Genomic DNA, 21,107 nt, shown 5'->3' on the forward strand with positions numbered 1-21,107 from the left:
GACACCGGTCAGCTGGCGGCTGGCGCGTCCGGACCGCGGTCCAGCACCGCGCCGAGCCGGCTGGCGAGCCCGAGGTGGGCCGCCCGGGCCTGCCGGAAGGCGTACCCGAACAGGGGCGCCGGCGCGGCGAGGGTGATCTCGACGTCGATCCGCGTCACGCCGCCCGGCTCGTCCCGCAGCCGGGTGTGGTTGCGCACGGTGGTGGCCGGGCGCTGCCGGGCCACCGTCACCACCTCGTCCTCGGTGGCGATCAGCACGTCGGCCTGGTAGGTGACCGGGAAGCGCAGCGGCCCGACCGCCAGCCGGTCGGTGATCGCGTAGCTGGCCAGCGCGCCCGGGCGGGGCGGCAGCCGGCGCACGCCGACGATCAGCGGGTGCAGCTCGCCCTGGCGGGTCAGGTCGCCGAGGAGCGCGACCGCCTCGGCCCGGGAACACCGGGCCTGCACGGTGTAGCTGAACGTGTCGCGGCTGAGCACACCGTCCCCCTCGCCGTCGGCGGTCCGCCCGATCGTCCCGTACGGCGGGCGGGCTGGCAACGCCTCGGCATGACGCGGGGCCGGCGGGGAATCCGGACGCCCGGCGGGACGAGGAGGTGGCGCGGATGGACGGGTACGGCGGATGAGCGGACACGTGATGGTCTTCGCGCCGACGCCCCGGCTCACCGTGACCGTCGACCAGCCGGCCGACCACCCCGAGCTGCACCTGCACCCCGGCGGGCAGGGGGTCTGGCAGGCCCGGATGATCATGTCGCTCGGGGTGGAGGTGGTGCTCTGCGCCAGCCTCGGCGGCGAGATCGGCCAGGTGCTGGAGCCGCTGCTGGTCAGCGAGGGCGTCGACCTCAAGGCGGTGGTCCGCGACTCGGGCGGCAGCGGCGGGTACGTGCACGATCGGCGGGGCGGCACCCGGCAGGAGATCGTCGACGTGCCGGGCCACCCGCTCAGCCGGCACGAGCTGGACGAGCTCTACAACCTGGCCCTCGGCGAGGGGTTGCGGGCCCCGGTCAGTGTGCTCAGCGGCCCGAACGACCCGACGCTGGTCCCGGCCGACCTCTACCGGCGCGTCGCCGCCGACCTGGGCGCCAACGGCAGCCGGGTGGTGGTGGACCTGGCCGGCGAGCATCTCACCGCGGTGCTGGCCAGCGGCGTCTTCTTCCTCAAGGTCAGCCACGAGGAGCTGATCGTCGACGGGCGGGCCGAGGGCGACGACGAGGAGCAGCTCACCCGGGCGATGTACGACCTGCACTCCACCGGCGCCGAGAACGTCGTGGTGAGCCGCGCCGAGGAGCCGGCGCTGGCCCTGGTCGACGGGGAGGTCTTCGAGGTGGAGATGCCCCGCCTGCAGGCGACCGACCCACGCGGCGCGGGCGACTCGATGACCGCCGGGGTGGCCGCCGTGACGGCCAGCGGCGGTGACGTGCGCACCGCGATCCGTACCGGCGCCGCGGCCGGGGCCCTGAACGTGACCCGGCACGGGCCCGGCACCGGGCGGCTGGACTCGATCACCGGGCTGGTGGAGCGGGTCCGGCTGGTGCCGGCGGGCACCCGGCCGCAGGAGCGGACCACCCCCGACGAGCTGGCCGAGCGGGCGGCCGAACGATGACGCTGCGGGTGTTGGTGACCAACGACGACGGCATCGCCGCGCCCGGCATCGGCTGGCTGGCCCGGGCCGCGGTGGACCGCGGGCTGGACGTGGTGGTCGCCGCGCCGCTGGAGGAGGCGAGCGGCGCCAGCGCCGCGATGACCGCGGTGGAGCGGGAGGGGCACGTGGTGGTCCGCGAGCACCCGCTGCCGGAGCTGCCCGACGTGCCGGCGTACGGGGTGGGCGGCTCACCCGGTTTCATCGCGCTGATCGCGGTGCACGGCGCGTTCGGGCCGCCGCCGACGGTGGTGCTCTCCGGGATCAACCGGGGCGCGAACGCCGGCCGCGCGGTGCTGCACTCGGGCACCGTGGGCGCCGCGTTCACCGCCGCTGCGAACGGCTGCCGGGCGATGGCGGTCTCCCTGGATGTGCTCTCCGTCGGGGAGGCCACCGCGGCCAGCGGCGGCGCCGCGGTGGCCGCCGCCGCCCGGGTACGCGACGCGGAGCGGCACTGGTCCACCGCCGCCCGGGTCGCCCTCGACCTGCTGCCCCGGCTGCTGGCCGGGCCGGTGGAGAGCGTGCTCAACGTCAACGCGCCCGACCTGCCGCACGGCCGGCTGCGCGGGGTCCGGAAGGGAACCCTGGCCAGCTTCGGTCAGGTGCAGATGACGGTCGCCGAGTCGGGACACGGCTTCGTCCGCACCTCGCTGGAGGAGCCCGGCCAGGCCGTCCAGCCCGGCACCGACCTGGCCCTGCTCGCCGACGGGTACGCCTCGGTCACCGCCGTGCGGGCCGTGACGGAGGTCTCCGACGTCGACCTCTCCGGCCTCGGCGCACCCGAGGACCGACCCCCGGCCGGCGGCCGGCGGGAGTCGTGATCGATCGGAGCGGCCTCAGGCGCCGGGGAGCACCTCGCGGGTCGCGGTGCCGGCGAAGTAGGGCTCGGGTGCGCCGAAGAGGCCGAGCAGGCCGGTGACCCAGAGCTGCCGGTGCACGAACCGGCTCGGCTCGGTCACGATCAGCTTCACGCCGCTGACCTCGGCGGTCTGGAAGCCCGCGACCATCGCGCTGATGCCCACGGAGTCGATGAAGGTGACCAACCGCATGTTCAGCTCGATCCGGGACGGGCGGCCCTTCGCGAGCACCTCCGCGATCGCCTCGCGGACCTCGTAGGCGGTGTCGACGTCGATTTCACCTCGCGGGGCGATCTGGATGACACCACCCGGCAGCATCGACTTCACGATCGACAGGCTCACGCGAGCACCTCCACTCGCCCATGACGGGCGCCTCATCAGTACGCGGGCCGCGACCGAGAGTATTCCTCCGACGGCCTCGGTCGCCACCCCTCGGGATGAGCAATTCGCGGACCGGGCACACCTGGGCAGCCCAATCCGGACCTTCTGGTTCCTATTTTCCCGACGTCCGGGTTTCGCTGTCTCCAACGATCGACCGGTGCCGGCCGATCCGCCGCACCAGGGTAGCGGTCCCGCGCCCGCCGGGCGCGTATCCCCGACGATCGGCGCGTTCGGTTGACCCCGCCGCTTAGCATCGGCCGGGAGTGCCCCGGACGGAGAGGATGATCGATGATCAGGAGACTGCTCGGGCTGACCGGTGTCGGCGCCCTGCTCGCTCTCGTACTGGCCTGTGGCTTCGGTGGCGGGGACGACGACGATGACGACGACGATGACGACTTCGCCCGCGGGCCGGTGACCGTCTCGGTCCGCTGAGCGGACCGGCGGATGGTTTGCGCCAACGCCCGGACGGGCACTGGCGGGTAAGCGAACAGTCACGCGCCGGACAGCCGCCGGAGTCCGAAGTGGCCCCCGGGCTTCGGCACCCCGAGGAGGTAAGCACGATGTTCGGAACCACTCTGCTGGACCGCCGCAGCAAGCCCGAGCGGATCGCGGACCAGGCGTGGCAGCACCTGGTCTCGTCCGTCAGCTCCGCCGGTGACAGCGTCCGGGACACCGCCCGGTCCGCCCGGCGCGGCGGCTCGGGCCTGGCCGACGACGCCACCGACCTGGTCGGCACCGCCGCCGAGGAGGCCCGCCGCCGGGCCACCCTCGCCTTCGACGCGCTCGCCGGCCGCCGTCCGGCGCTGCCCTGGACCCTGCTGATCAGCGCCGCGCTGGTCGGCGCGGCCCTCGGCTGGGCCGCCGGCACCGCCGCCCGGGCCGCCGGCAGCCGGGGCCGGGACGCCGACGAGATCGAGTTCGTCGACGTGGACCGGCCCAACTCGCCCGTCGGCCTGGACGGCTGACCCGACGCACCGACGACACGGCGGTGTCCCCGACCCCGGGGACACCGCCGTTCGCCGTCCGGCCCGATGAGGCGCGGCGCCGGGCCGGACGAGGAGAGACAGCCGTGCCCGCCCGGGGTGGCTGCCCCGGAGGAGACAGCCACCCGGACGGGCTTTGTCCGATTAGGACGGTCGGTCAGTCCAGGTGGAAGACCAGCCCGTCGCCCACCGGCTCCCGGCGGATCCCCAGGCCGTCCACCGGCCGCCCGGCCGCCTCCCGCCACGGCGTACCGGCCGCGTAACCGGGCAGCAGCACCACCGTGCGCACCCCCGACGCCCGCAGGTACGCCACCGACGCGGCGTCCGGGAAGGTGACGCTCGCCGCCCGGATCCGCTCCTGGCTGGCCGGGGTGAACGAGGCCAGGCCGTTGACGATCCGGGGGAAGCCGTCGGTCGACCAGAGCATCACGTGGAATTCGCGGGTGCCACCACTGGGCAACACCAGGGCCGGGCCGGTCAGCCCGCGCAGCGCCGCCGGCTCGGCGGGCACCGGCACGTGCGGGGTGCGGTTGACCCCCTCCAGCAGCACCAGCAGCACCGGCAGGACGAGCACCCACCGCGCCCACCGCCGCCACCCCCCGACGCCGGGCGGCAGCTCCGAGCGGCGTACGGTCAGCGCCCCGGCGGCCAGCATCCCGAGCAGCAGCGTGGTCCAGAGCACCAGCCGCCCCGGGGTGCGGATGGCGTCCCAGCCGGGCAGGTGGCGGACCAGCGTGACGTACCCGGGATCGCCGTCCCCGCCCAGCGTGGCGCCGGCGGCCAGCGCCGCGCTGACCAGCACCCCCATTCCCAGCGCCAGCCGGTGCCGGATCCGCCAGCCGGAGAAGAACAACCCGGCGGCGGCGAGCCCCAGCAGCGTCATCCCCGGCAGCAGGGTCATCTCGGTGGGGAAACCCAGCGTGGCCCGGGCCGCGCCGTGCGCGTCGCCCCAGAGCCAGGACTCCGGCGGCGCGGTCAGGAACCCGTGTGGCGGCGGGGAGAACATCGCGATCTGCGCGACCGTCCGCCGGCCGGCCGGGTGCCGGGCCACCACCTCCAGGTACGGCGCGGCCATCAGCAGGGTCACCCCGGCGAACGCGGTCCCACCGGCCAGGTCGGCCAGGAGCAGCCCGCGCGGCAGGACCGGCCGGGCCCGACGCCGCCACCACGACCAGCCGTACCCGCCGGCCGCGCCGAGGCAGAGCAGGCCGAGGGCGTACGCGAAGGGCAGGCCGATGCCGAAGCCGAGGGTGACCTGCCAGGCGGCGACCGCCCAGCCCGCCGCCGCCCAGCCCGGGCGGACCCGTCGGGGACGGCGGCCCCGGCGCAGCGACCAGCCGTGCCCCCGGGCCAGCATGGCCAGCGACAGGGCGATCCCGCCCACGCAGAGCACATGCAGGTGCCCGGCCTGGGCCAGCTTCCACGGGGCGTACGCGAAGGAGGCGCCGGCCACCGCCGCGCCGGCCCGCCCCGATCCGAGCTGCCGGGCCAGCGCGTACGCCCCGACGAAGGCGAGCGCGTGCACCAGCACGTAGACCAGGTTGTAGCGGGCGACGGCGGCCACCGGTCCCGCGCCGACCAGGCCGGCCGGGGCGAAGCCGAGCAGTGTGTCCGAGTAGGCGTAGGTGTAGGGCTCGGGGAAGAACGTGTTGGAGTGCCAGACCCGCACCGGATCGGTGCGCAGGGCGTGCCCGCCCCAGGCGATCTGCCACGCCTGCAACGTCGGGTCACCGGTGTCCTGTGGCAGCGTCCCGGTGACGTCCCGCAGCGTGGGCCAGGTCATCGCCGCGGCCAGCAGCAGCGAGCCGAGCACCAGGACCGTCCACTCGTGCCGGACCAGCCGCCCGGCCGCCCCGACGAGCCCCGACCCCCGCCCCCGCACGACCCCGCCCCGCCGGCCCGGGACCGCGACCCCGCCGACCGCGACCGCCTCCCGCACACCACTCATCGCCCGCCCCCCGTCGCCCCCGCGATCGTGCCCGACCCACCCACCCCCGGTCCACGCCCTGACCTCCCGCTCCCCGCGATCTTGCGGTTGGGGGCCGCCGGGCGGGCGATTCGCCCCGTTCGCCGGGGCAGCGAGCGCAAGGTCGCGGGCGCGGGTCACCCGGGTCGGGTGAGGACAGGTCACCCGGGGCGGGGTCAGGATCGGTGCTGGCGGCGTCCGTGCCGGCGGGTGGGCGCACCGCAGCGAATCCGATCCGTGAAGGAGTGATCGATGGCCACCGCAACCGTCACCCGGACCGACCAGGACATCCAGACCGACGTCCTCGACGAGCTGACCTGGGAACCCCGGGTACGCCCCAACGAGATCGGGGTGACCGTCACCGACGGGGTGGTGACGCTGACCGGCTGGGTGGACAGCTACGCCAAGAAGTGGGCCGCCGAGCGGGCCGCCCACCGGGTGTCCCGGGTCCGGGCGGTCGCCAACGACCTGGCCGTCCGGATCTCCACCGCGGCCGAGAAGAGCGACCCGGAGATCGCCACCGCGGCCAGCCGGGCCCTGGAATGGGACGCGTTCGTGCCGATCGAGGCCCTCAACGTGACCGTGGCGGACGGCTGGGTCACCCTGCACGGCGAGGTCGAGTGGGAGTACCAGCGCCGCGCCGCCGAACGCGCGGTCGGCCGGCTGACCGGCGTACGCGGGGTGAGCAACGGCATGACCGTCCGGCCGGCGGTCCGGGCCGACAGTCGCGACCTGGCCGAGCGGATCGTGGACGCGTTGGCCCGCAACGGCGCCACCGAGGCCGAGGGGATCAGCGTCCGGGTGCACGGCGACACCGTCGTGCTGGAGGGCCTGGTGCACTCGGTGCCGGAGCGCGAGGAGATCGAACGGGTCGTCTGGTCGGCGCCCGGCATCCGCGAGGTGCACAACCACGTCGCGGTGGGCCGCTGAGCGGCCCGGCCGGGTGGCCGGCGGGAACCACCCGGCCCGGGTGATCCCGGCTCACCCCGTCCGGAGCGAGCGTGGAACCCATGACTGATCCGAACGGGCTGATCAGCCCCGGGCGTCCCGCGCCCGGGTTCACGCTGCCGGGCACCCCGGACGGGCGACAGGTGGGCCCCGGGCAGTTACGCGGCCACCCGGTAATCGACCGCCAGGGCGCGGTCACCTGGAGCCATCTCTCCCCGACGGACGTCAACCCCGGTGTGGACGGCATCCTCGACGCCCTCGAACGGCTGGAGACGAATCGGCGGGTGACGGCCGGATGACGACGCCACTGCAGGTCACCACCGCGAAGCTGCGGATCCCGGTGACCGAGACCGACCATGCCCGCGGGCCGGTGGAGGCGCTGGTGACCCTCGTCGAGTACGGCGACTTCCAGTGCCGGTTCTGCGGCGCCGCGTACGCGAACCTGGCCGAGGTGCTGCGCCAGCGCGCGGACCAGGTCCGGCTGGTCTACCGGCACTTCCCCATCGCCAACGTGCACCCGTACGCGGAGAGCGCGGCGGAGGCGGCCGAGGCCGCCGGCCGGCGCGGACGGTTCTGGGAGATGCACGACTGGCTCTACGAGCACCAGGACCAGCTCGACCCGGTGCACCTGTCGCTCGGCGTCGAACAGCTCGGGCTGCCGCCCGAGGAAGTCGACGCGGAGGTGAAGGGGCACGCGTACGCCGACCGGGTCCGGCGGGACTTCGTCGGCGGCATCCGCAGCGGCGTCAACGGCACCCCGACCCTCTTCGTCAACGAGGTCCGCCACGACGGCGGCTACGACCTGGCGGACCTGCTGGCCGCGGTGGACGCCGCCGCGAACGCCTGACCCCGACCGGACCAGCGCCGACCCACGGCTGCGCCGTCAGATCAACCCTGGTGGACGGCTGCGGCCGTCAGATCAACCGGAGCTCACGGGCCCGCCGGACCGCCTCGCGACGGCGGGTCGCGTCGAGCTTGCGGTAGATGTTGCGCACGTGCGTCTTCACCGTGTTGACCGACAGTGACAGCTCGCTGGCGATCTCCACGTTGGACAGGATGCTCTGCAGGTACCGCAGGATGGTCAGCTCCCGCTCGGTGAGCGGCTCGTCCAACGCCCGCTCCGGCCCGCCCGGCCGGTCCGCCGACTCGTCCGCGTGCCGCTCGTCCGCGCCGCGGACCAGGTCGCTCACCGTCGGCCAGTGCGCGGTGCCGGAGTCCAGGTGGGCGGCGAGCACGTCGCGCAGCCCGGGCTCGGCGCGGGTGAAGACCCGGCGGTACCCCGCCGGCTCGGCCAGGTCGAGCACCCGCTCCACGAGCCGACCGGCCCGCCGGTCGTCGCCGCCCTCCCGGGCCAGGACCGCGTCGAGGACGCCGGCGGCGAGGCGCAGCGGCAGCGGCCAGGACTCCGCCTCCGGGGCCGACCAGTCCGGTACCGCGTGCGCGGCGGCCCGGGGATCACCGGCCCGCAGCTCCACCCGCGCCAGCGCCACCCACAGCGCCGCCGCCTCGCCGCTCGACCGCCGGGCGTCGTCCCCCCGGTCCGGCGTCCGGTCGTCCCACCCCGTCGACGCGCCCCCACCACCCGGCGCCCCGCCGGTGGCGGACGGCACACCCGGCGGCCCGGCCGGGAGCCGGCCGCCGGCCGGCTCCCGGGCGGCCTCGGCGTCCGCCCGGCGCAGCGCCTCGACCAGCAGGCCACGGGCGGTGTCGAGGTCGCCGACGGCGGCGCGCAGCTGGGCTTCCGCGGCGGTCAACCAGGCGGTCAGCTCCGCGGCGGCGGGCCGGCCGTCAACCAGCCCGGCCCGGTCCTCGACCCGCACCTCCCGGTCCTCGGGCAGCCCCTCCCGGGTGCCGACCCGCCCCGCGTGGGCCTCGGCCAGCCCCTGCCGGGCCTCGACCAGCGTGCGGAGGGCGGCGGCCGGCTCGCCGCTCTCGGCCAGCAGCTCCGCCCGGCAGAGCGCGGCCAGCGCGGCCACGCCGGGGTCCCCGGCGGCCGGTGCCGCGAGGGACAGGTTCGCCGCCGCCTCCGCCGGCTCGTCCCGGTGCAACGCCACCAGCGCCAGCGCCAGGTACGCGTGCCCGCAGTCCACCCGGCAGGACCACCCCTGGCAGGGCGGCAGGGCCAGTGCCTCCCGCGCGCTCCGGTCGGCCGACTGCAGGTCGCCCCGGACCGCGTCGAGCAGGGCCGACCGGCTGAGGCAGACCAGCTCGGTCCGGGGCCGGCCGGCCTGCCGCGCCGCGGCCAGCGCATCGGCGAACCGGTCCCCGGCGGCGCGCGGCTCCCCCTCGGCCAGCTCGACCAGGCCGAGCGCCGTGCCGGCGACGGCCCGGACGTCGGCGTCCTCGCCGGCCCCGGCGCGCGGATCGTCCCCCGGACCGGGGGCGGTGCGCGTCGCGAGCAGCCGGGCGGCGACCCGGCGTACCTCCTCGTGGTCGCCGGCCAGCCGGGCCAGGGTGAGTTCCAGCGCGGTGGCCAGCCGCCGGAACCGGTCCCGGCGCGGTGCGGGCAGCGTGCGGGCGTGCTCCACGGCCCGCCGCAGGTGCCCGGCGGCGGCGGTCGCGTCCCCGGCGTGCGCCCGTTCCGCCGCGCAGGCCAGCGCGAGCTCCGGGTCCCGGCGGAGCGCCTCGGCGGGCGGGTCGGCGGGCGGCGGAGCGGCTGGCAGGTCCCGGTCGTACGGCGCCAGCTCCGGCCAGTGCCCGATGAGCAGCTCGGTGGCCCGGTCCCAGGCGCCCCCGGCCAGCGCGTGCCGCAACGCCTCCGCCGGGCGGCCGTTCCCGGCGTACCAGTCGGCCACCCGGGCGTGCAGGTCGCGCAGCTCGTCGGCGGGGAGCCGGCCCAGCTCGTCGCGGAGCAGGTCGGCCAGGAGGGGGTGGCAGCGGTACCAGGGCGGGCTGCTGCCGTCCTGCCGCAGGAACCCGCCGTCCCGGGCCAGGGCGGCCAGCAGCGGCCCCGAGTCCGCCCGGCCGGTGACGGCGTCGGCCAGGTCGGCGCAGACGGCGGTGGCGACCGCGCTGCGCCGCAGCACGTCCCGGGCGTCCGGGGCGAGCGGGCCGAGCACCTCCTCGCGCAGGTACCCGGCGACGTCCGGCTGGTCGCCGCCGAACCGCTCCACCCAGCGGGCCGGGTCCGGCTGGGCGCGCAGCGCCAGCGCGGCGAAGCGCAGCCCGGCCGGCCAGCCCCCGGTGCGCTCGACCAGCCGGGGCAGCGCGGCGGCCGGCAGCCGCACCCCGTGCGCGACCAGCAGGTCGGCCACCTCCTCGCCGGTGAAGGCCAGCTCGTCCGGCCCGAGCTCGGTCAGCTCTCCGGCCAGCCGCCAGCGGTGCAGGGCCAGCGGCAGGTCGGTCCGGGCGCCGACCACCAGCCGCAGCCGCTGCTCGGCGTGGCGCAGCAGGAACTCCAGCCCGGTCAGCGCGGCCGGATCGGTGACCCGGTGCAGGTCGTCCAGGACCAGCAGCACCGGGCGCTCCCGGGCGGCGAGCGCCGCCGCGAGCAGTTCGAGCTGGTCGGGGCGGGGCGGGGTCTCCGGCACCGGGGGGCGGGGTGTGTCGTCCGGCGTACCCTCTACGACCCCCCGCAGCGCCGCCGCCAGGTACGACCAGAGCCGCTCCCCGGTATCCCCGGCCTCCACCGCCAACCAGGCGGGCGGCGGCTCGGCCCGGGACGCCCGCGCCCACGAGGCGAGCAGCGTGGTCTTGCCCCAGCCGGCCGGAGCGCGGACCAGGGTGACCGGCCCGGCGACCCCCTGGTCCAGCCGGTCCAGCAGCCGGGGCCGGACCAGCACCGGCTCCGGCAGGACGGCGGGCGAAAGCCGCGACGCCAGCAGCGGCGGCGCGTCCGCGGTCCCGACGCCGTCGCGGTCCTCCGGCATGCGGCCCCTCCCCCGTCGCGTCCGCTCCCGGTCGTGCGGCGAGCGGTTACCCGGCCCGCGCCGGTTCACCCCTTCGGGGCGAGCCGGCTTCACCCGGGCCCCCCGGATGCTGGACACCCGCGGGCGGTCGGCCGCGCGTGACCGGCCGCCCGCCGACCCGCGACGAGGCGAGGGGCAGGTGGTACGGATGGGACGGCTGGCCCGGGGCACGATCGCCCTCGCGGTGTCCGCGGCGGGGGCGACGGCGGTCCGGGCGCTGGTCGTACCCGGGCGGTGGAGCTGGCCGCGGGTGGCCGGCGCCGACCCGCGGCCCGCGCGGTGGCAGGTGGTGACCGTCGGCGGCCCGCCAGAGGCGGTGCTGCCCGGCGGCAGGTGGCCGGAGCCGCTGCGCCGGCTCGACGGCGCGGTGGAGCTGCACGCCCGCCCGGCGCCCGGCGGCCGCGGCACCGAGCTGGCCGCCCGACCGCTCGGCGGCTCGCCGCGGCTGCCCGGCCTCGCCGCCCACCTGGTCGGCGACGACCCCGGGCTGCTGATCCGGCAGGCGCTGCGGGAGGCCAAGCAGCTCGCCGAGACCGGCGAGGTGCTCCGCGCGGACCGCTCGCGGCTGGACCGTCCGGGGGCCGCCGGGTGAGGGCACTGTGCTGGGAGGGCGTCGACGCGCTGGCGGTACGGCAGGTGCCCGACCCGGAGCTGCGCAACGCGCACGACATGATCGTCCGGGTCCGGCGCAGCGCCACCTGCGGCGCGGACCTGCCGCTGCTGGGCGGGCGGATCCCGTTCCTCGCGGCCGGGGACGTGCTCGGCCACGAGTTCCTCGGCGAGGTGGTCGAGGTCGGCCCGGAGGTACGCCGGCACCGGCTCGACGACCGGGTGGTGGTCTGCGCGGCGGTCGCCTGCGGCGCCTGCTGGTTCTGCCGGCAGGGCCTCTTCGCCTGCTGCGACAACGGCGGCGCCGGCGCGGCGGCGACCGAGTCGGCCTGGGGCCAGCCCACCGGCGGCTGCTACGGCCACCCCGCCCCGCTGGGCGGCTTCGCCGGCAGCCACGCCGAGTACGTCCGGGTGCCGTACGCCGACGTCGGCGCGTTCACCGTGCCCGACCCGGTCAGCGACGACCGGGCGGTGTTCGCCTCGGACGCCGCGCCGACCGGCTGGATGGGCGCCGAGTTGGGCGAGGTCGGGCCGGGTGACGTCGTCGCGGTCTGGGGAGCGGGGGCGGTCGGGCAGCTCACCGCCCGGGCCGCCCTGCTGCGCGGCGCGCACCGGGTGATCGTCATCGACCGGTACGACGAACGGCTGCGCATGGTCGACCGGCACGTCGGCGCGGAGCCGCTCAACTACCGGTACGTCGACGTCCCGGCCGAGCTGCGGGAACGCAGCGGCGGTCGGGGCCCGGACGTGTGCGTGGAGGCGGTCGGCATGGAACCGGAGCCACCGGGGCTGCTCGGCGGCCGGCTCGGCGGCAGGGCGGACCGGCCGTTGGCGCTCCGCGAGGCGGTGCACGCCTGCCGCAAGAGCGGCACGGTGGTCGTCCTCGGCACCTGGACCGGGTTCGTCGACACGTTCCCGCTCGGCGCGGTGATGAACAAGGGGCTCACCGTCCGCAGCGCCCGGCAGCACGGGCAGCGCTGGATCCCGATGCTGCTGGACCGGATGGCCCGCGACGAGCTGCGCACCGAGCACCTGGCCACCCACCGCCTGCCGCTGGAGCGGGGCGCCGACGGTTACGCGCTGTTCCGTGAGCGGGCCGACGGCTGCGTCCGGGCGGTATTCGCCCCGTGATCCGCGCGCCCGCGGGTGGCACACTCGGCAGATGCCTGACGACCGCCCGTACGACCTCGTCCTGTTCGGCGCGACCGGCTTCACCGGCGCCCTCACCGCCGAGTACCTGGCCCGGCACGCCCCGGCCGGACTGCGCTGGGCGCTGGCCGGCCGCAACCCGGAGAAGCTGGCCGCGGTGCGGGACCGGCTCGCCGCGATCGACCCGGAGCTGGCCGGGCTGCCGCTGCTGACCGCCGACGTGACCGATCCGGATTCGCTGCGCGCGGTCGCCGCGAGCGCCCGGGTGGTGGCCAGCACCGTCGGCCCGTACATCCACCACGGGGAGCCGCTGGTCGCGGCCTGCGCCGCCGCCGGCACCGACTACCTGGACATCACCGGCGAGCCGGAGTTCGTCGACCTGATGTACATCCGGCACCACGCCGAGGCGGTGCGCACCGGGGCGCGGCTGGTGCACGCCTGCGGCTTCGACTCGATCCCGCACGACCTCGGCGCCTGGTACACCGTCAAGCAGCTCCCGTCGGACGGGCCGATCACCGTGGACGGCTTCGTCCGGGCCGGCGGCCGGTTCTCCGCCGGGACGTACCACTCGGCGCTGACGGCGTTCTCCCGGACCGGGGAGATGAGCCGGGCCGCGAAGGCGCGCAAGGCGGTCGAGCCGCGCCCCGAGGGCCGCCGGGTCCGCGCGGTGCCCGGGAAGGTGGGCCGGTCGAAGGAGCTGGGCCGGTGGGTGGTGCCGCTGCCGACCATCGACCCGCAGGTGGTCCGCCGGTCGGCGGCGGCCCGCCCGGAGTACGGCCCGGACTTCCGCTACCGGCACTTCGCCGCGGTGAAGCGGCTGCCGACGATCCTGGTCGCCGGGGTCGGGATGGCCGGCCTGGTCGGGCTGGTGAAGCTGCCGCCGACCCGGCGCTGGCTGCTCGGCCGGCTCTCCTCCGGTCAGGGGCCGACCGCCGAGCAGCGGGCGAAGTCCTGGTTCAAGGTGCGCTTCCTGGGCGTCGGCGGCGGCCGGAAGGTGCTCACCGAGGTGGCCGGCGGCGACCCCGGGTACGACGAGACCGCGAAGATGCTCGCCGAGTCCGCGCTCTGCCTGGCGTGCGACGACCTGCCGCCGACGTCGGGGCAGGTGACCCCGGTGACCGCGATGGGCGACGCGCTCCTGGCGCGCCTGGTCAAGGCGGGGATGACGTTCCGCGTGGTCGACGAGGGCCCGACGGCTTGACCCTCGACCGGGTTGAGGGCACAGGATCGGTCGTCGTGGAGAGCGAACTGCGCAGCATCGGCGAGCTGGCCCGGGCCAGTGGGCTGACGGTGAGCGCGCTGCGGTTCTACGACCGCTCCGGCGTGCTGGTGCCCGCGCTGGTCGACCCGGTGACCGGCTACCGCTGGTACACCGACGACCAGGTCGCCCCGGCCCGGCTGGTGGCCGGGCTGCGCCGGGTCGGCATGCCACTGGCCGAGATCGGCGCCGCGCTGCGGCACCGGTCCGAGCCGGCGGTGGTCGGCCGGCTGCTGGACGCGCACCTGCGCCGGTTGGAGGACGGCCTCGCCGACGCCCGCCGTGAGCTCTCCCGGGTCCGTGCCCTGATCGACTCCGAGGAGACCCCGATGACCACCCGTCTCGTGCTGCACCGTGCCGACCTCGCCGCCGCCGTCGACGCGGTCCGCTTCGCCGTCGGCTCCGACCCGGAGCTGCCGGTGCTGGCCGGGGTGCTGCTGGAGGTCGAGCCGGACGGCGTACGGCTGGTCGCCACCGACCGGCACCGGCTGGCGGTGGCCCGGACCGGGTGGAAGATGGACGGCCCGCCGGTGCGGGTGCTCGTCCCGGTCGGCTTCGTCGACGAGGCGCGCGCCCTGCTGGACACCGGCGCCGGGATCACCCCGGACGCGCACGTCACCGTCGACCGGGAGCGCGTCGAGGTCTCCGTCGCCGGACGCACGGTGAGCACCGCGCCCCTGCCGTACGACTTCCCGGACTACCGCCGGCTGCTGCGCGGCCACGTTCCCGGCGCGCCGGCGCACCGGGTGGTGGTGGACGTGGTTGCGCTGCGCGCGGCGGTGACCGCCGAGGGCGCGCCGGTGCTGGTGAAGGAGCACGACGGGGTACGCGCCGAGGTGACCGTGCTGGGGTTGGACGCGCGGGGCGGGCTGCGGGTGGTCGGGCCGGACGAGGCGCCGGAGGCGGACGTCGTCCGAATCGGGGTGAACCGGGAGTACCTGCTCGACGCCTTGGACGCCGGGGACCGGGGGCAGCTCCTGCTGGAGCTGGACGGGCCGATCGCCCCGCTGGCCGTGCGCCGCCCGGACGACGAGCACGCCTTCTCCATCCTCATGCCCGTGCGGCTCTGACGCCGGTCCCGGGTGCGGGACGGCCGGACGGGGCCGCGACGGTAGCATCTGGGGGTCCCACCTGACTGCCTGGACGGAGGCGTACGAGCAGCATGCTCGACATGGAGTTGATCCGGAAGGATCGCGAGGCGGTGGCGACCGCGCTGGCGAAGCGCCTGGATCCCGCCGAGGTCAACCGGGTCCTGGACGAGGTCCAGCGGCTCGACCAGGAGCGCCGCGCCCTGATCACGGAGATCGACGCCGAGCGGCAGCGCCGCAAGGCCGAGGCTCGGGCGTACGCGCAGGCGAAGCGGGCCGGCACCGCGCCGGAGCCCGTCGCGCCGGAGGCCGAGCGCAAGCAGCTCGCCGAGCTGGAGTCCCAGCTGGACGAGGTGCAGTCCCGGCTGCGGACCACGATGAGCGAGCTGCCCAACCTGCCCGCCGACGACGTCGTCCCCGGCGGCAAGGAGGCCAACCGGGTGGTGAAGACCTTCGGCGAGCCGCCGGTGCTCGAGAAGGTCCGCGACCACGTCGAGCTGAGCCGGATGTTGGGCCTGGTGGACCACGAGCGGGGAGTCAAGCTCGGTGGCTCCGGCTTCTGGATGTACACGGGCATGGGCGCCCGGCTGGAGTGGGCCCTGATCAGCTGGTTCATCGACGAGCACGTCAAGGCCGGCTACGAGTTCCTGCTTCCGCCGCACCTGCTGCTGGACACCGCCGGCTTCGCCGCCGGCCAGTTCCCCAAGTTCTACGACGACGTCTACCACCTGGACCGGGAGTCCGCCCCGCGCGGGCAGTTCCTGCTGCCCACCTCGGAGACGGCGATCCTCGGGGCGTACCAGGACGAGATCCTGGAGACGGCGAAGCTGCCGCTGAAGGCGTTCGCCTATACCCCGTGCTACCGGCGGGAAGCGGCGGGCGCGCACTCGGACGAGCGCGGCACCGTCCGCGGCCACCAGTTCAACAAGGTGGAGATCTTCCAGTTCACCCTGCCGGAGCAGGCGGGCACCGCGCTGGAGGAGATGCTCACCCACGCGGAGAGCCTGGTCGAGCGACTGGGCCTGCACTACCAGCGCAGCATGCTGTCGGCCGGCGACGCCAGCGCCGCGATGAAGAAGACCCTCGACATCGAGGTTTGGATGCCGAGCACCGGCAAGTACAAGGAGGTGTCGTCGGTCTCCTGGGCCGGCGACTACCAGGCCCGCCGGGCGGCGATCCGCTACCGCGAGCCGGGCGGCAAGCAGACCCGCTTCGTGCACACCCTGAACGGCTCGGCGCTGGCCACCAGCCGGCTCTTCCCGGCCATCCTGGAGCAGTTCCAGCAGCCCGACGGCTCGGTGCTGGTGCCGGAGGTGCTCCGCGACAAGATCGGCACCGACCGGCTCACGCCGCTCCGCTGACCGCACACGCCGAACGGCGGGCGTCGGGTCCTCCCGACCCCGCCGTTCGTCGTCCCGGCTCGGCTCGGCACCTCGCCGCGCGCACCCGGGGGTCCGATCCGGGTCGAGGCTGACCGCCCGACCCGTTCCGCGTCGGATCCGGTTGGGGCCCGCCGCCGGCGCCCCGACGACACCATGTCCGTCAACGGTTATGACCGTCAGGCATAAATATGCCTGACAGGAATAACGCTCACGGAGACAACGGCTCTCGACGGGCGCCGCGGAGCGTGACGACGGACCCGATCCGGTACGGACCGCGGCGACGACCTCAGTGCGCCGACGCTGCCACGGTCGCCGCCACCAGCGACACCGCCGCCGGTGCGGCCGACGCCGCCACGGGACCCGCCGCCGGGCGGTCGGCCACCGCCCGGGAACCGTCGGGCGCGGGACCGTCGGGCGCGGGGCCTTCGGGACCGGGGCCTTCGGTGCGGACGGCGACCGTCGCCCGCCGCCACAGGGCCAGCAGCAGCAGCGCGACCAGGGCCGCCGCGAGCACCGCCGGGCCGGCCGCGTCCAGCCCGGCGACCAGGCCCTGCTGGATCCGGGCCGCGGCCACCACGACCGGGTCGCCGAAGGCGTCGTGCCGGCCCAGCGCGAGCCGGACCTCGTACCAGCCGTACCAGGCGACGTAGCCGCCGGCGACGAGCAGCACCAGGCCGCTCAACCGGGGCACGAGCGCGCCGGCGCCGCGCAGCCGGGCCACCACCCGGCCGCGCAGCAAGGCCACGCCGAGCGCGGCCACCGCGACCACCAGCCCCATCCCGATCGCGTACGCCCCGAAGAGCGCCAGCCCGCGCAGCGTCGAGCCGGCCTGGAGGCTGGTCACCACGATCGCCAGGAACGGGGCGACCGTGCAGGTCAGCGAGGCCAGCGCGTACGCCATGCCGAAGAGCGCCATGGACGGCAGCGAACGGGTCAGCCGGGGCGCCCGGGCGAACGGGCGCGGGGCGGGCAGCCGCCGGCCGGCGAGCAGCCAGCAGCCGGCCGCCGCCAGCAGCAGGCCGAGCGTCACGGTCGACCAGGGCAGCCGGGGGCGCAGCCAGTCCGCCAGCGGCGCCAGGGCCAGTCCGAACGCGCCGAAGACCACGACGTACCCGAGGGTCAGCCCGACGGTCGCGGTGAGCGCGCGGCCGACCGCGCCGCGCCCGTCCGGCGGGCCGGCGACCAGCAGCGACAGGTACGCGGGCAGCATCGCGAAGCCGCACGGGTTGACCGCGCCGAGCATGCCGGCGGTCAGGGCGAGCAGCAGCGGCGTCATCAGCCGGCCAGCGCGGCGACCCGCCGGCTGAGCGACTCCCCGTCGAGGAAGCCCTGGTGGACGACCCGGCCGTCCCGGTCGATGATCAGGAAGGTGCTCTGCTCGACCACCTCGAACCGGCGCCACAGCGCCCCGGCCCGGTCGTCGAGCTGCGGGGTGCCGGCCAGGTCGAACTCGGTGACGAACTCCTTCATCGCCTGCTGCTCACCCAGGCCGGCGACGCCGACGATCGGCACCGTGTCCCGGTACTTCGGGGCGATCTCGGCGACCGTCCAGGCCTGGCTGGCGCAGGTGGCGCACCAGGGCGCCCAGAACCAGAGCACCACCGGCTTCCCGGCCAGCTCGGCGGCGGAGAACCGCGTACCGTCCAGGGTCTTCGCGGTGAACTTCAACGTCTCCGGCACCCTGGCCGGGACCGCCGGCGTGGCGGCGGGTGTGCCGGTGGGTGCGGCCGGCCCGATCGTCGGGGCGGCGGGAGACGCGGCCGCGACGGCGCTCACCGGCGGCGCCGGCTCCGGGCCGACCGCGCAGGACGCGACGCCCAGCAGCGCGGCCACCGCGACGGCGGCGGTGGCCCGGCGGGCCACCGTGGTACGACGCGACATCCGCGTCTCCTCTCGGTCGGCTACTCGGCCCTGGCGAGCCGGAGCGCGAGTTCGGGACAGACCTTGACCGCCTTGAGCGCGCCCTCCCGCAGCCAGGTCGGCACCGGGGTGGACGGGAAGGCCGGGTAACCGTTGGCGTCGAGCCGGATGAAGTCCGGAACCACGTGCGCGCAGAGTCCGTGCCCGTCGCACCGGGACCAGTCCAGGGTGAGGTTCTGCGGGTTCGCGTCGGGCGCCCCGGGCAGTCCCATCACGCCCTTGACCCGCTTGCCGCAGCCGTCGCCGGTGGTGTGCAGCCGCAGGTCCTCGGCGAAGACCTGCACCGCGGAGAGGGCGAACCGCGCGGTGCCGTCCGGGTGGCTGCACGCGCCGCGCCCCTTCACGTCGCCGGCCGCGGCCCGGACGATCTCGATCGGGGCGCTGCCGGAGACCGCGAGGTCCACGGCGCGGGCCAGGTCGGGCAGGCCCATCTTGCACGGCCCGCACTGCCCGGCGGACTCGCCGGCCAGGTAGCGGACCACCTGGGCGGCCTCGCCGAGCGGGCAGGTGTCCCGGCCGAGCGGGACGATGATGCCGGCGCCGAGGGTGCCGCCGACGGCGGTCAGCCCCTTGCGGGAGACCTCCGCCCGGTCCGCGGCCTCGGGGGTGATCCACTTGCCGTGGTAGCCGCCCATCAGGACCCCCGGCCCGTCGGGCGCCTCGCAGAGGTCGAGGATCTCCCGCAGCGGCGTGCCGGCGGCGCACTCGACCACCGCCGGTCGGCCGGCCGCCCCGGTGACGGTGAGCAGCACGGTGCCCGGTTCGTCGTCGGTGCCGAGCGCGGCGTACTCGTACGGGCCGAGCCGGGCGGCGACCGCCAGCTGGGCGAAGGTCTCGGCGTTGGAGAGCAGGGTGGGCAGCCCGCCGACCCCGGAGTCGCTGGAGCGCCTCTTGGTGCCGGGCGGGATGTGCGGCAGGCCGTTGATGCCGTTGACCAGCGCGCCGCCCTCGCCGGAGATGAACCGGTGCGGCACGGTGACGATGGTGGTCGGCACCGGCATCCGGCGTTCCTGCAACGCCTCGGTCAGCGACGGCCGGCCCACGTCGTCCGCCACCCCGACCACGATCTCCTCGGCATCCAGGGCGTACGCGGCCAGCGCGGCGCCGTCGAGGATCAGGTGCGGCGCCCGGGTGAGCAGCACCTTGTCCTTCCAGCTCGCCGGCTCCCCCTCGGTGGCGTTGACCACCACCACGGCGGAGAGGCTCTGCCGCTCGCAGGACTCCAGCACGGCGCGCAGCTTGCGGGCGAACGGGAAGCCCGCGCCGCCCTTGCCCTTGAGGTCGATCGCCTCGGCCAGCCGGAGCAGGCTGGCCGGTTCCATCGGCCCGATCGGGCCGTGCACCTCCTCATGCGCCAGCAGGTCGAGCCGGCCGAACTCGGCGAAGCCGGCGGTGAGGCGGGGTTCGCCGACGCACGCGACCGGTGGCACGGTCGTCCGCATCACTTCGCCTCGCCCCGCAGCCCGGCCCAGTAGGCGCCGTCGACCGCGTCCGCGCTGGCCCGGCGCCGCCGGGACGACCGGCTCTCGCCGGCGGCCCGCAGCGCCCGCCGGGAGGCGAGGTCGACCAGGGTGGGGGTGTCGTCGACGGGCAGTTCGTCCGGGACGTACCGGGCCGGCGGTCGCCAGTAGTCCGGCTCCTCCGGCACCTCGTCCGCAACGCTGTGCCGGCCGCCGCCGCTGCACGGCGCCGCGGAGATCGGCCCGGCCGACACCGGGCCGGCTGAGATCGGCCCGGCGGAGATGGGCTCCGCGGAGACCGGTCGTTCGCCGCTCTCCCACCGCCGCGGGCTGTCCCACGGCTCCTCCGGCTCGACCCGCCGCTGCGGCGGTGCCGAGTAGCGGGCGTCCACCTCGTCCCGGTACCGGCGGGGGACGTTCTCCTCCTCGTCCCGGTACCGGCGGGCGGCCGCCCGGACGGGCTCCAGCAGCGAGCCGGGCTCGGGCACCACCGGCACGGCGAACCGGTCGGGGTCGCGGCGGCGGGCGGTGCCGGCCGGCGCGCTCCACGAGGTCGCGGTGGTCTCCGCCCAGCCGCCCTCCCGGCCCCGGCCGGCGCGGCTCTTCTCCTCCTCGCCGGAGCGTCGGCGGACCAGGCCGCCGAGCAGTCCCCGGCTCTCCTCGGCCGGCTTGCCGGCCATCGCCTGGTTCAGCACGGCGGCCTGGTGCTGCTCCCGGCTGCGCTTGCCGAGGTGGACGGAGAAGCGGACCAGCAGCGCCACCACCACCAGCAGCACGCAGGCGAGGTAGCTAACCACCACCCAGGACGTCGCCGGTCGCCCCGCGTTGAGGCCGTGGATCAGGGCGAACGGCCAGGAGACGTACGCCATGGAGTGCAGCGCCCGCCAGAGCCACTTCGGACCGACCCCGGCGAAGCGGACCCGGATCAGGCCGGTCCAGAGCACGCTGACCATGAGGAAGGAGGCGACCGTGCCGAGTCCGACGTAGAGCCCCCGGCCGCCGATGAACGGCACCACCGCGTCGGTCGGCCCGGCCCGGCCGATCGAGATCTTGGTGATGACGTGGACGACCAGCCCGGCCACGCCGAGGATGCCGGTGGCCCGGTGCGCGGACTGGAGCAGCACCCGGTGCCGGATCAGCAGCACCAGCCGGTCGGTGGCGAGCAGCCCCATCATCACGGTGAGGCTGAGCGAGACCAGGGCGACCACCCCGGCGAAGAACTCGGTGAAGAAGAAGCCGTACGCGTACATCGTCCCGCCGACGCCGGCCAGCTCGACGCCGGCCCAGGCGAGGGCGAGCGCGGACGTGGTCAGCGCGATCATCGCGGACTTCGACCGGGTCCGGGCACCTCGGCTGGTGCTGGTGGTCCGGACGGTCGCCGCCTTCTCGTTCTGCTTTGCCCGGGCCATCTGCTCCTCGATCGTGTCTCACGGCGGCGCCCCCACCGGCCAACCCTGCTCCCTCCTCAGGTACGGAGCGACGCGGCGAGCGGATCAGCGCGGTGGCGAATTTCTCGGCCGATCCGTCGAACCGCGTGCCCCCGGCGCGCGTGTAGCGCCAAAT

At 76.1% G+C, this 21,107-nt stretch carries 20 protein-coding genes; 12 read left to right on the forward strand and 8 right to left on the reverse strand.

Annotated features, from left to right (window positions below):
- Positions 1–8 precede the first annotated feature (8 nt).
- Positions 9–536 (reverse strand): SRPBCC family protein, encoded by a 528-nt coding sequence (locus tag EV384_RS30640; RefSeq protein ID WP_242624370.1) that lies wholly within the window; start codon positions 534–536, stop codon positions 9–11.
- Positions 537–618: 82 nt separating this feature from the next.
- On the opposite strand from EV384_RS30640, the gene EV384_RS30645 reads away from it, so the two are divergent.
- On the forward strand, positions 619–1,599 hold the full coding sequence (locus EV384_RS30645) for a 1-phosphofructokinase family hexose kinase (protein ID WP_207232518.1): 981 nt from the start codon (positions 619–621) through the stop codon (positions 1,597–1,599).
- A complete protein-coding gene (gene surE / locus EV384_RS30650) occupies positions 1,596–2,456 on the forward strand; it encodes a 5'/3'-nucleotidase SurE (RefSeq protein ID WP_130338831.1) in 861 nt (286 codons plus the stop codon). The genes EV384_RS30645 and surE overlap by 4 nt, the downstream gene beginning before the upstream one ends.
- Positions 2,457–2,471: 15 nt before the next feature.
- Here the strand turns inward: surE and EV384_RS30655 are convergent, their stop codons facing one another.
- The gene (locus EV384_RS30655; protein WP_423202975.1) at positions 2,472–2,810 is read right to left on the reverse strand and encodes an STAS domain-containing protein; all 339 of its coding nucleotides are present in this window, start codon (positions 2,808–2,810) and stop codon (positions 2,472–2,474) included.
- 351 nt (positions 2,811–3,161) lie between these two features.
- Between EV384_RS30655 and EV384_RS35190 the strand changes: the two genes are divergently transcribed.
- Both EV384_RS35190 and EV384_RS30660 read left to right on the forward strand, forming a co-directional pair.
- Positions 3,162–3,305, forward strand: coding sequence for a hypothetical protein (locus tag EV384_RS35190; protein ID WP_165440117.1), 144 nt, complete (start codon positions 3,162–3,164; stop codon positions 3,303–3,305).
- Between the two features lie 128 nt (positions 3,306–3,433).
- Positions 3,434–3,838 (forward strand): hypothetical protein, encoded by a 405-nt coding sequence (locus EV384_RS30660; RefSeq protein WP_130338835.1) that lies wholly within the window; start codon positions 3,434–3,436, stop codon positions 3,836–3,838.
- Between the two features lie 175 nt (positions 3,839–4,013).
- Here the strand turns inward: EV384_RS30660 and EV384_RS30665 are convergent, their stop codons facing one another.
- The gene (locus EV384_RS30665) at positions 4,014–5,804 is read right to left on the reverse strand and encodes a hypothetical protein (protein WP_130338836.1); all 1,791 of its coding nucleotides are present in this window, start codon (positions 5,802–5,804) and stop codon (positions 4,014–4,016) included.
- A gap of 270 nt (positions 5,805–6,074) precedes the next feature.
- Here EV384_RS30665 and EV384_RS30670 point away from each other — a divergent pair, with 270 nt between their 5' ends.
- The 3 genes from EV384_RS30670 (at position 6,075) to EV384_RS30680 (ending at position 7,617) form a co-directional block, all read left to right on the forward strand.
- Complete coding sequence (locus tag EV384_RS30670; protein ID WP_130338838.1) at positions 6,075–6,752, forward strand: BON domain-containing protein; 678 nt, start codon at positions 6,075–6,077, stop codon at positions 6,750–6,752.
- Positions 6,753–6,832: 80 nt separating this feature from the next.
- A complete protein-coding gene (locus EV384_RS30675) occupies positions 6,833–7,069 on the forward strand; it encodes a hypothetical protein (RefSeq protein WP_130338840.1) in 237 nt (78 codons plus the stop codon).
- Positions 7,066–7,617, forward strand: coding sequence for a DsbA family protein (locus EV384_RS30680; protein WP_130338842.1), 552 nt, complete (start codon positions 7,066–7,068; stop codon positions 7,615–7,617). Before EV384_RS30675 ends, EV384_RS30680 begins: the two co-directional genes overlap by 4 nt.
- 67 nt (positions 7,618–7,684) lie before the next feature.
- Here EV384_RS30680 and EV384_RS30685 read toward each other — a convergent pair whose 3' ends face one another.
- A complete protein-coding gene (locus EV384_RS30685) occupies positions 7,685–10,708 on the reverse strand; it encodes a winged helix-turn-helix domain-containing protein (RefSeq protein WP_423202976.1) in 3,024 nt (1,007 codons plus the stop codon).
- Positions 10,709–10,826: 118 nt separating this feature from the next.
- Between EV384_RS30685 and EV384_RS30690 the strand changes: the two genes are divergently transcribed.
- The 5 genes from EV384_RS30690 (at position 10,827) to serS (ending at position 16,143) form a co-directional block, all read left to right on the forward strand.
- Positions 10,827–11,270, forward strand: a complete 444-nt coding sequence (locus EV384_RS30690; RefSeq protein WP_423202929.1) for a hypothetical protein — start codon at positions 10,827–10,829, stop codon at positions 11,268–11,270.
- A complete protein-coding gene (locus tag EV384_RS30695) occupies positions 11,267–12,418 on the forward strand; it encodes a zinc-dependent alcohol dehydrogenase (RefSeq protein WP_130338846.1) in 1,152 nt (383 codons plus the stop codon). Before EV384_RS30690 ends, EV384_RS30695 begins: the two co-directional genes overlap by 4 nt.
- A gap of 31 nt (positions 12,419–12,449) precedes the next feature.
- Positions 12,450–13,637, forward strand: a complete 1,188-nt coding sequence (locus EV384_RS30700) for a saccharopine dehydrogenase family protein (RefSeq protein ID WP_130338848.1) — start codon at positions 12,450–12,452, stop codon at positions 13,635–13,637.
- Positions 13,638–13,684: 47 nt separating this feature from the next.
- A complete protein-coding gene (locus tag EV384_RS30705) occupies positions 13,685–14,764 on the forward strand; it encodes a DNA polymerase III subunit beta family protein (protein WP_130340919.1) in 1,080 nt (359 codons plus the stop codon).
- Positions 14,765–14,856: 92 nt separating this feature from the next.
- Positions 14,857–16,143 carry a serine--tRNA ligase gene (gene serS, locus EV384_RS30710; protein ID WP_130338850.1) on the forward strand — a complete coding sequence of 429 codons (1,287 nt, stop codon included), beginning with the start codon at positions 14,857–14,859 and terminating at the stop codon, positions 16,141–16,143.
- 307 nt (positions 16,144–16,450) lie between these two features.
- On the opposite strand, the gene EV384_RS30715 is transcribed toward serS, so the two are convergent.
- Genes EV384_RS30715 through EV384_RS30730 form a run of 4 tightly spaced genes read right to left on the reverse strand, consistent with a single transcriptional unit; the run spans position 16,451 to position 20,953 of the window.
- Positions 16,451–17,440: a cytochrome c biogenesis CcdA family protein gene (locus EV384_RS30715; protein WP_130338852.1), complete on the reverse strand. Its 990-nt coding sequence runs from the start codon at positions 17,438–17,440 to the stop codon at positions 16,451–16,453.
- A complete protein-coding gene (locus EV384_RS30720; protein ID WP_130338854.1) occupies positions 17,440–18,045 on the reverse strand; it encodes a TlpA family protein disulfide reductase in 606 nt (201 codons plus the stop codon). The genes EV384_RS30715 and EV384_RS30720 overlap by 1 nt, the downstream gene beginning before the upstream one ends.
- A 20-nt stretch (positions 18,046–18,065) precedes the next feature.
- Positions 18,066–19,529 (reverse strand): NADH-quinone oxidoreductase subunit NuoF family protein, encoded by a 1,464-nt coding sequence (locus tag EV384_RS30725; RefSeq protein WP_130338856.1) that lies wholly within the window; start codon positions 19,527–19,529, stop codon positions 18,066–18,068.
- Positions 19,526–20,953: a hypothetical protein gene (locus EV384_RS30730; RefSeq protein WP_130338858.1), complete on the reverse strand. Its 1,428-nt coding sequence runs from the start codon at positions 20,951–20,953 to the stop codon at positions 19,526–19,528. Before EV384_RS30730 ends, EV384_RS30725 begins: the two co-directional genes overlap by 4 nt.
- Between the last annotated feature and the right edge of the window lie 154 nt (positions 20,954–21,107).

It is taken from the genome of Micromonospora kangleipakensis (assembly GCF_004217615.1).
GTDB lineage: Bacteria > Actinomycetota > Actinomycetes > Mycobacteriales > Micromonosporaceae > Micromonospora > Micromonospora kangleipakensis.

Bases quoted from the DNA above. Each gene is read 5' to 3' on its own strand.
- EV384_RS30645 (WP_207232518.1), top strand. From the start codon at position 619: ATGAGCGGACACGTGATGGTCTTCGCGCCGACGCCCCGGCTCACCGTG.
- surE (WP_130338831.1), top strand. From the start codon at position 1,596: ATGACGCTGCGGGTGTTGGTGACCAACGACGACGGCATCGCCGCGCCC.
- EV384_RS30655 (WP_423202975.1), bottom strand. From the start codon at position 2,810: ATGCTGCCGGGTGGTGTCATCCAGATCGCCCCGCGAGGTGAAATCGAC.
- EV384_RS35190 (WP_165440117.1), top strand. From the start codon at position 3,162: ATGATCAGGAGACTGCTCGGGCTGACCGGTGTCGGCGCCCTGCTCGCT.
- EV384_RS30660 (WP_130338835.1), top strand. From the start codon at position 3,434: ATGTTCGGAACCACTCTGCTGGACCGCCGCAGCAAGCCCGAGCGGATC.
- EV384_RS30665 (WP_130338836.1), bottom strand. From the start codon at position 5,804: ATGAGTGGTGTGCGGGAGGCGGTCGCGGTCGGCGGGGTCGCGGTCCCG.
- EV384_RS30670 (WP_130338838.1), top strand. From the start codon at position 6,075: ATGGCCACCGCAACCGTCACCCGGACCGACCAGGACATCCAGACCGAC.
- EV384_RS30675 (WP_130338840.1), top strand. From the start codon at position 6,833: ATGACTGATCCGAACGGGCTGATCAGCCCCGGGCGTCCCGCGCCCGGG.
- EV384_RS30680 (WP_130338842.1), top strand. From the start codon at position 7,066: ATGACGACGCCACTGCAGGTCACCACCGCGAAGCTGCGGATCCCGGTG.
- EV384_RS30690 (WP_423202929.1), top strand. From the start codon at position 10,827: ATGGGACGGCTGGCCCGGGGCACGATCGCCCTCGCGGTGTCCGCGGCG.
- EV384_RS30700 (WP_130338848.1), top strand. From the start codon at position 12,450: ATGCCTGACGACCGCCCGTACGACCTCGTCCTGTTCGGCGCGACCGGC.
- serS (WP_130338850.1), top strand. From the start codon at position 14,857: ATGCTCGACATGGAGTTGATCCGGAAGGATCGCGAGGCGGTGGCGACC.
- EV384_RS30715 (WP_130338852.1), bottom strand. From the start codon at position 17,440: ATGACGCCGCTGCTGCTCGCCCTGACCGCCGGCATGCTCGGCGCGGTC.
- EV384_RS30720 (WP_130338854.1), bottom strand. From the start codon at position 18,045: ATGTCGCGTCGTACCACGGTGGCCCGCCGGGCCACCGCCGCCGTCGCG.
- EV384_RS30730 (WP_130338858.1), bottom strand. From the start codon at position 20,953: ATGGCCCGGGCAAAGCAGAACGAGAAGGCGGCGACCGTCCGGACCACC.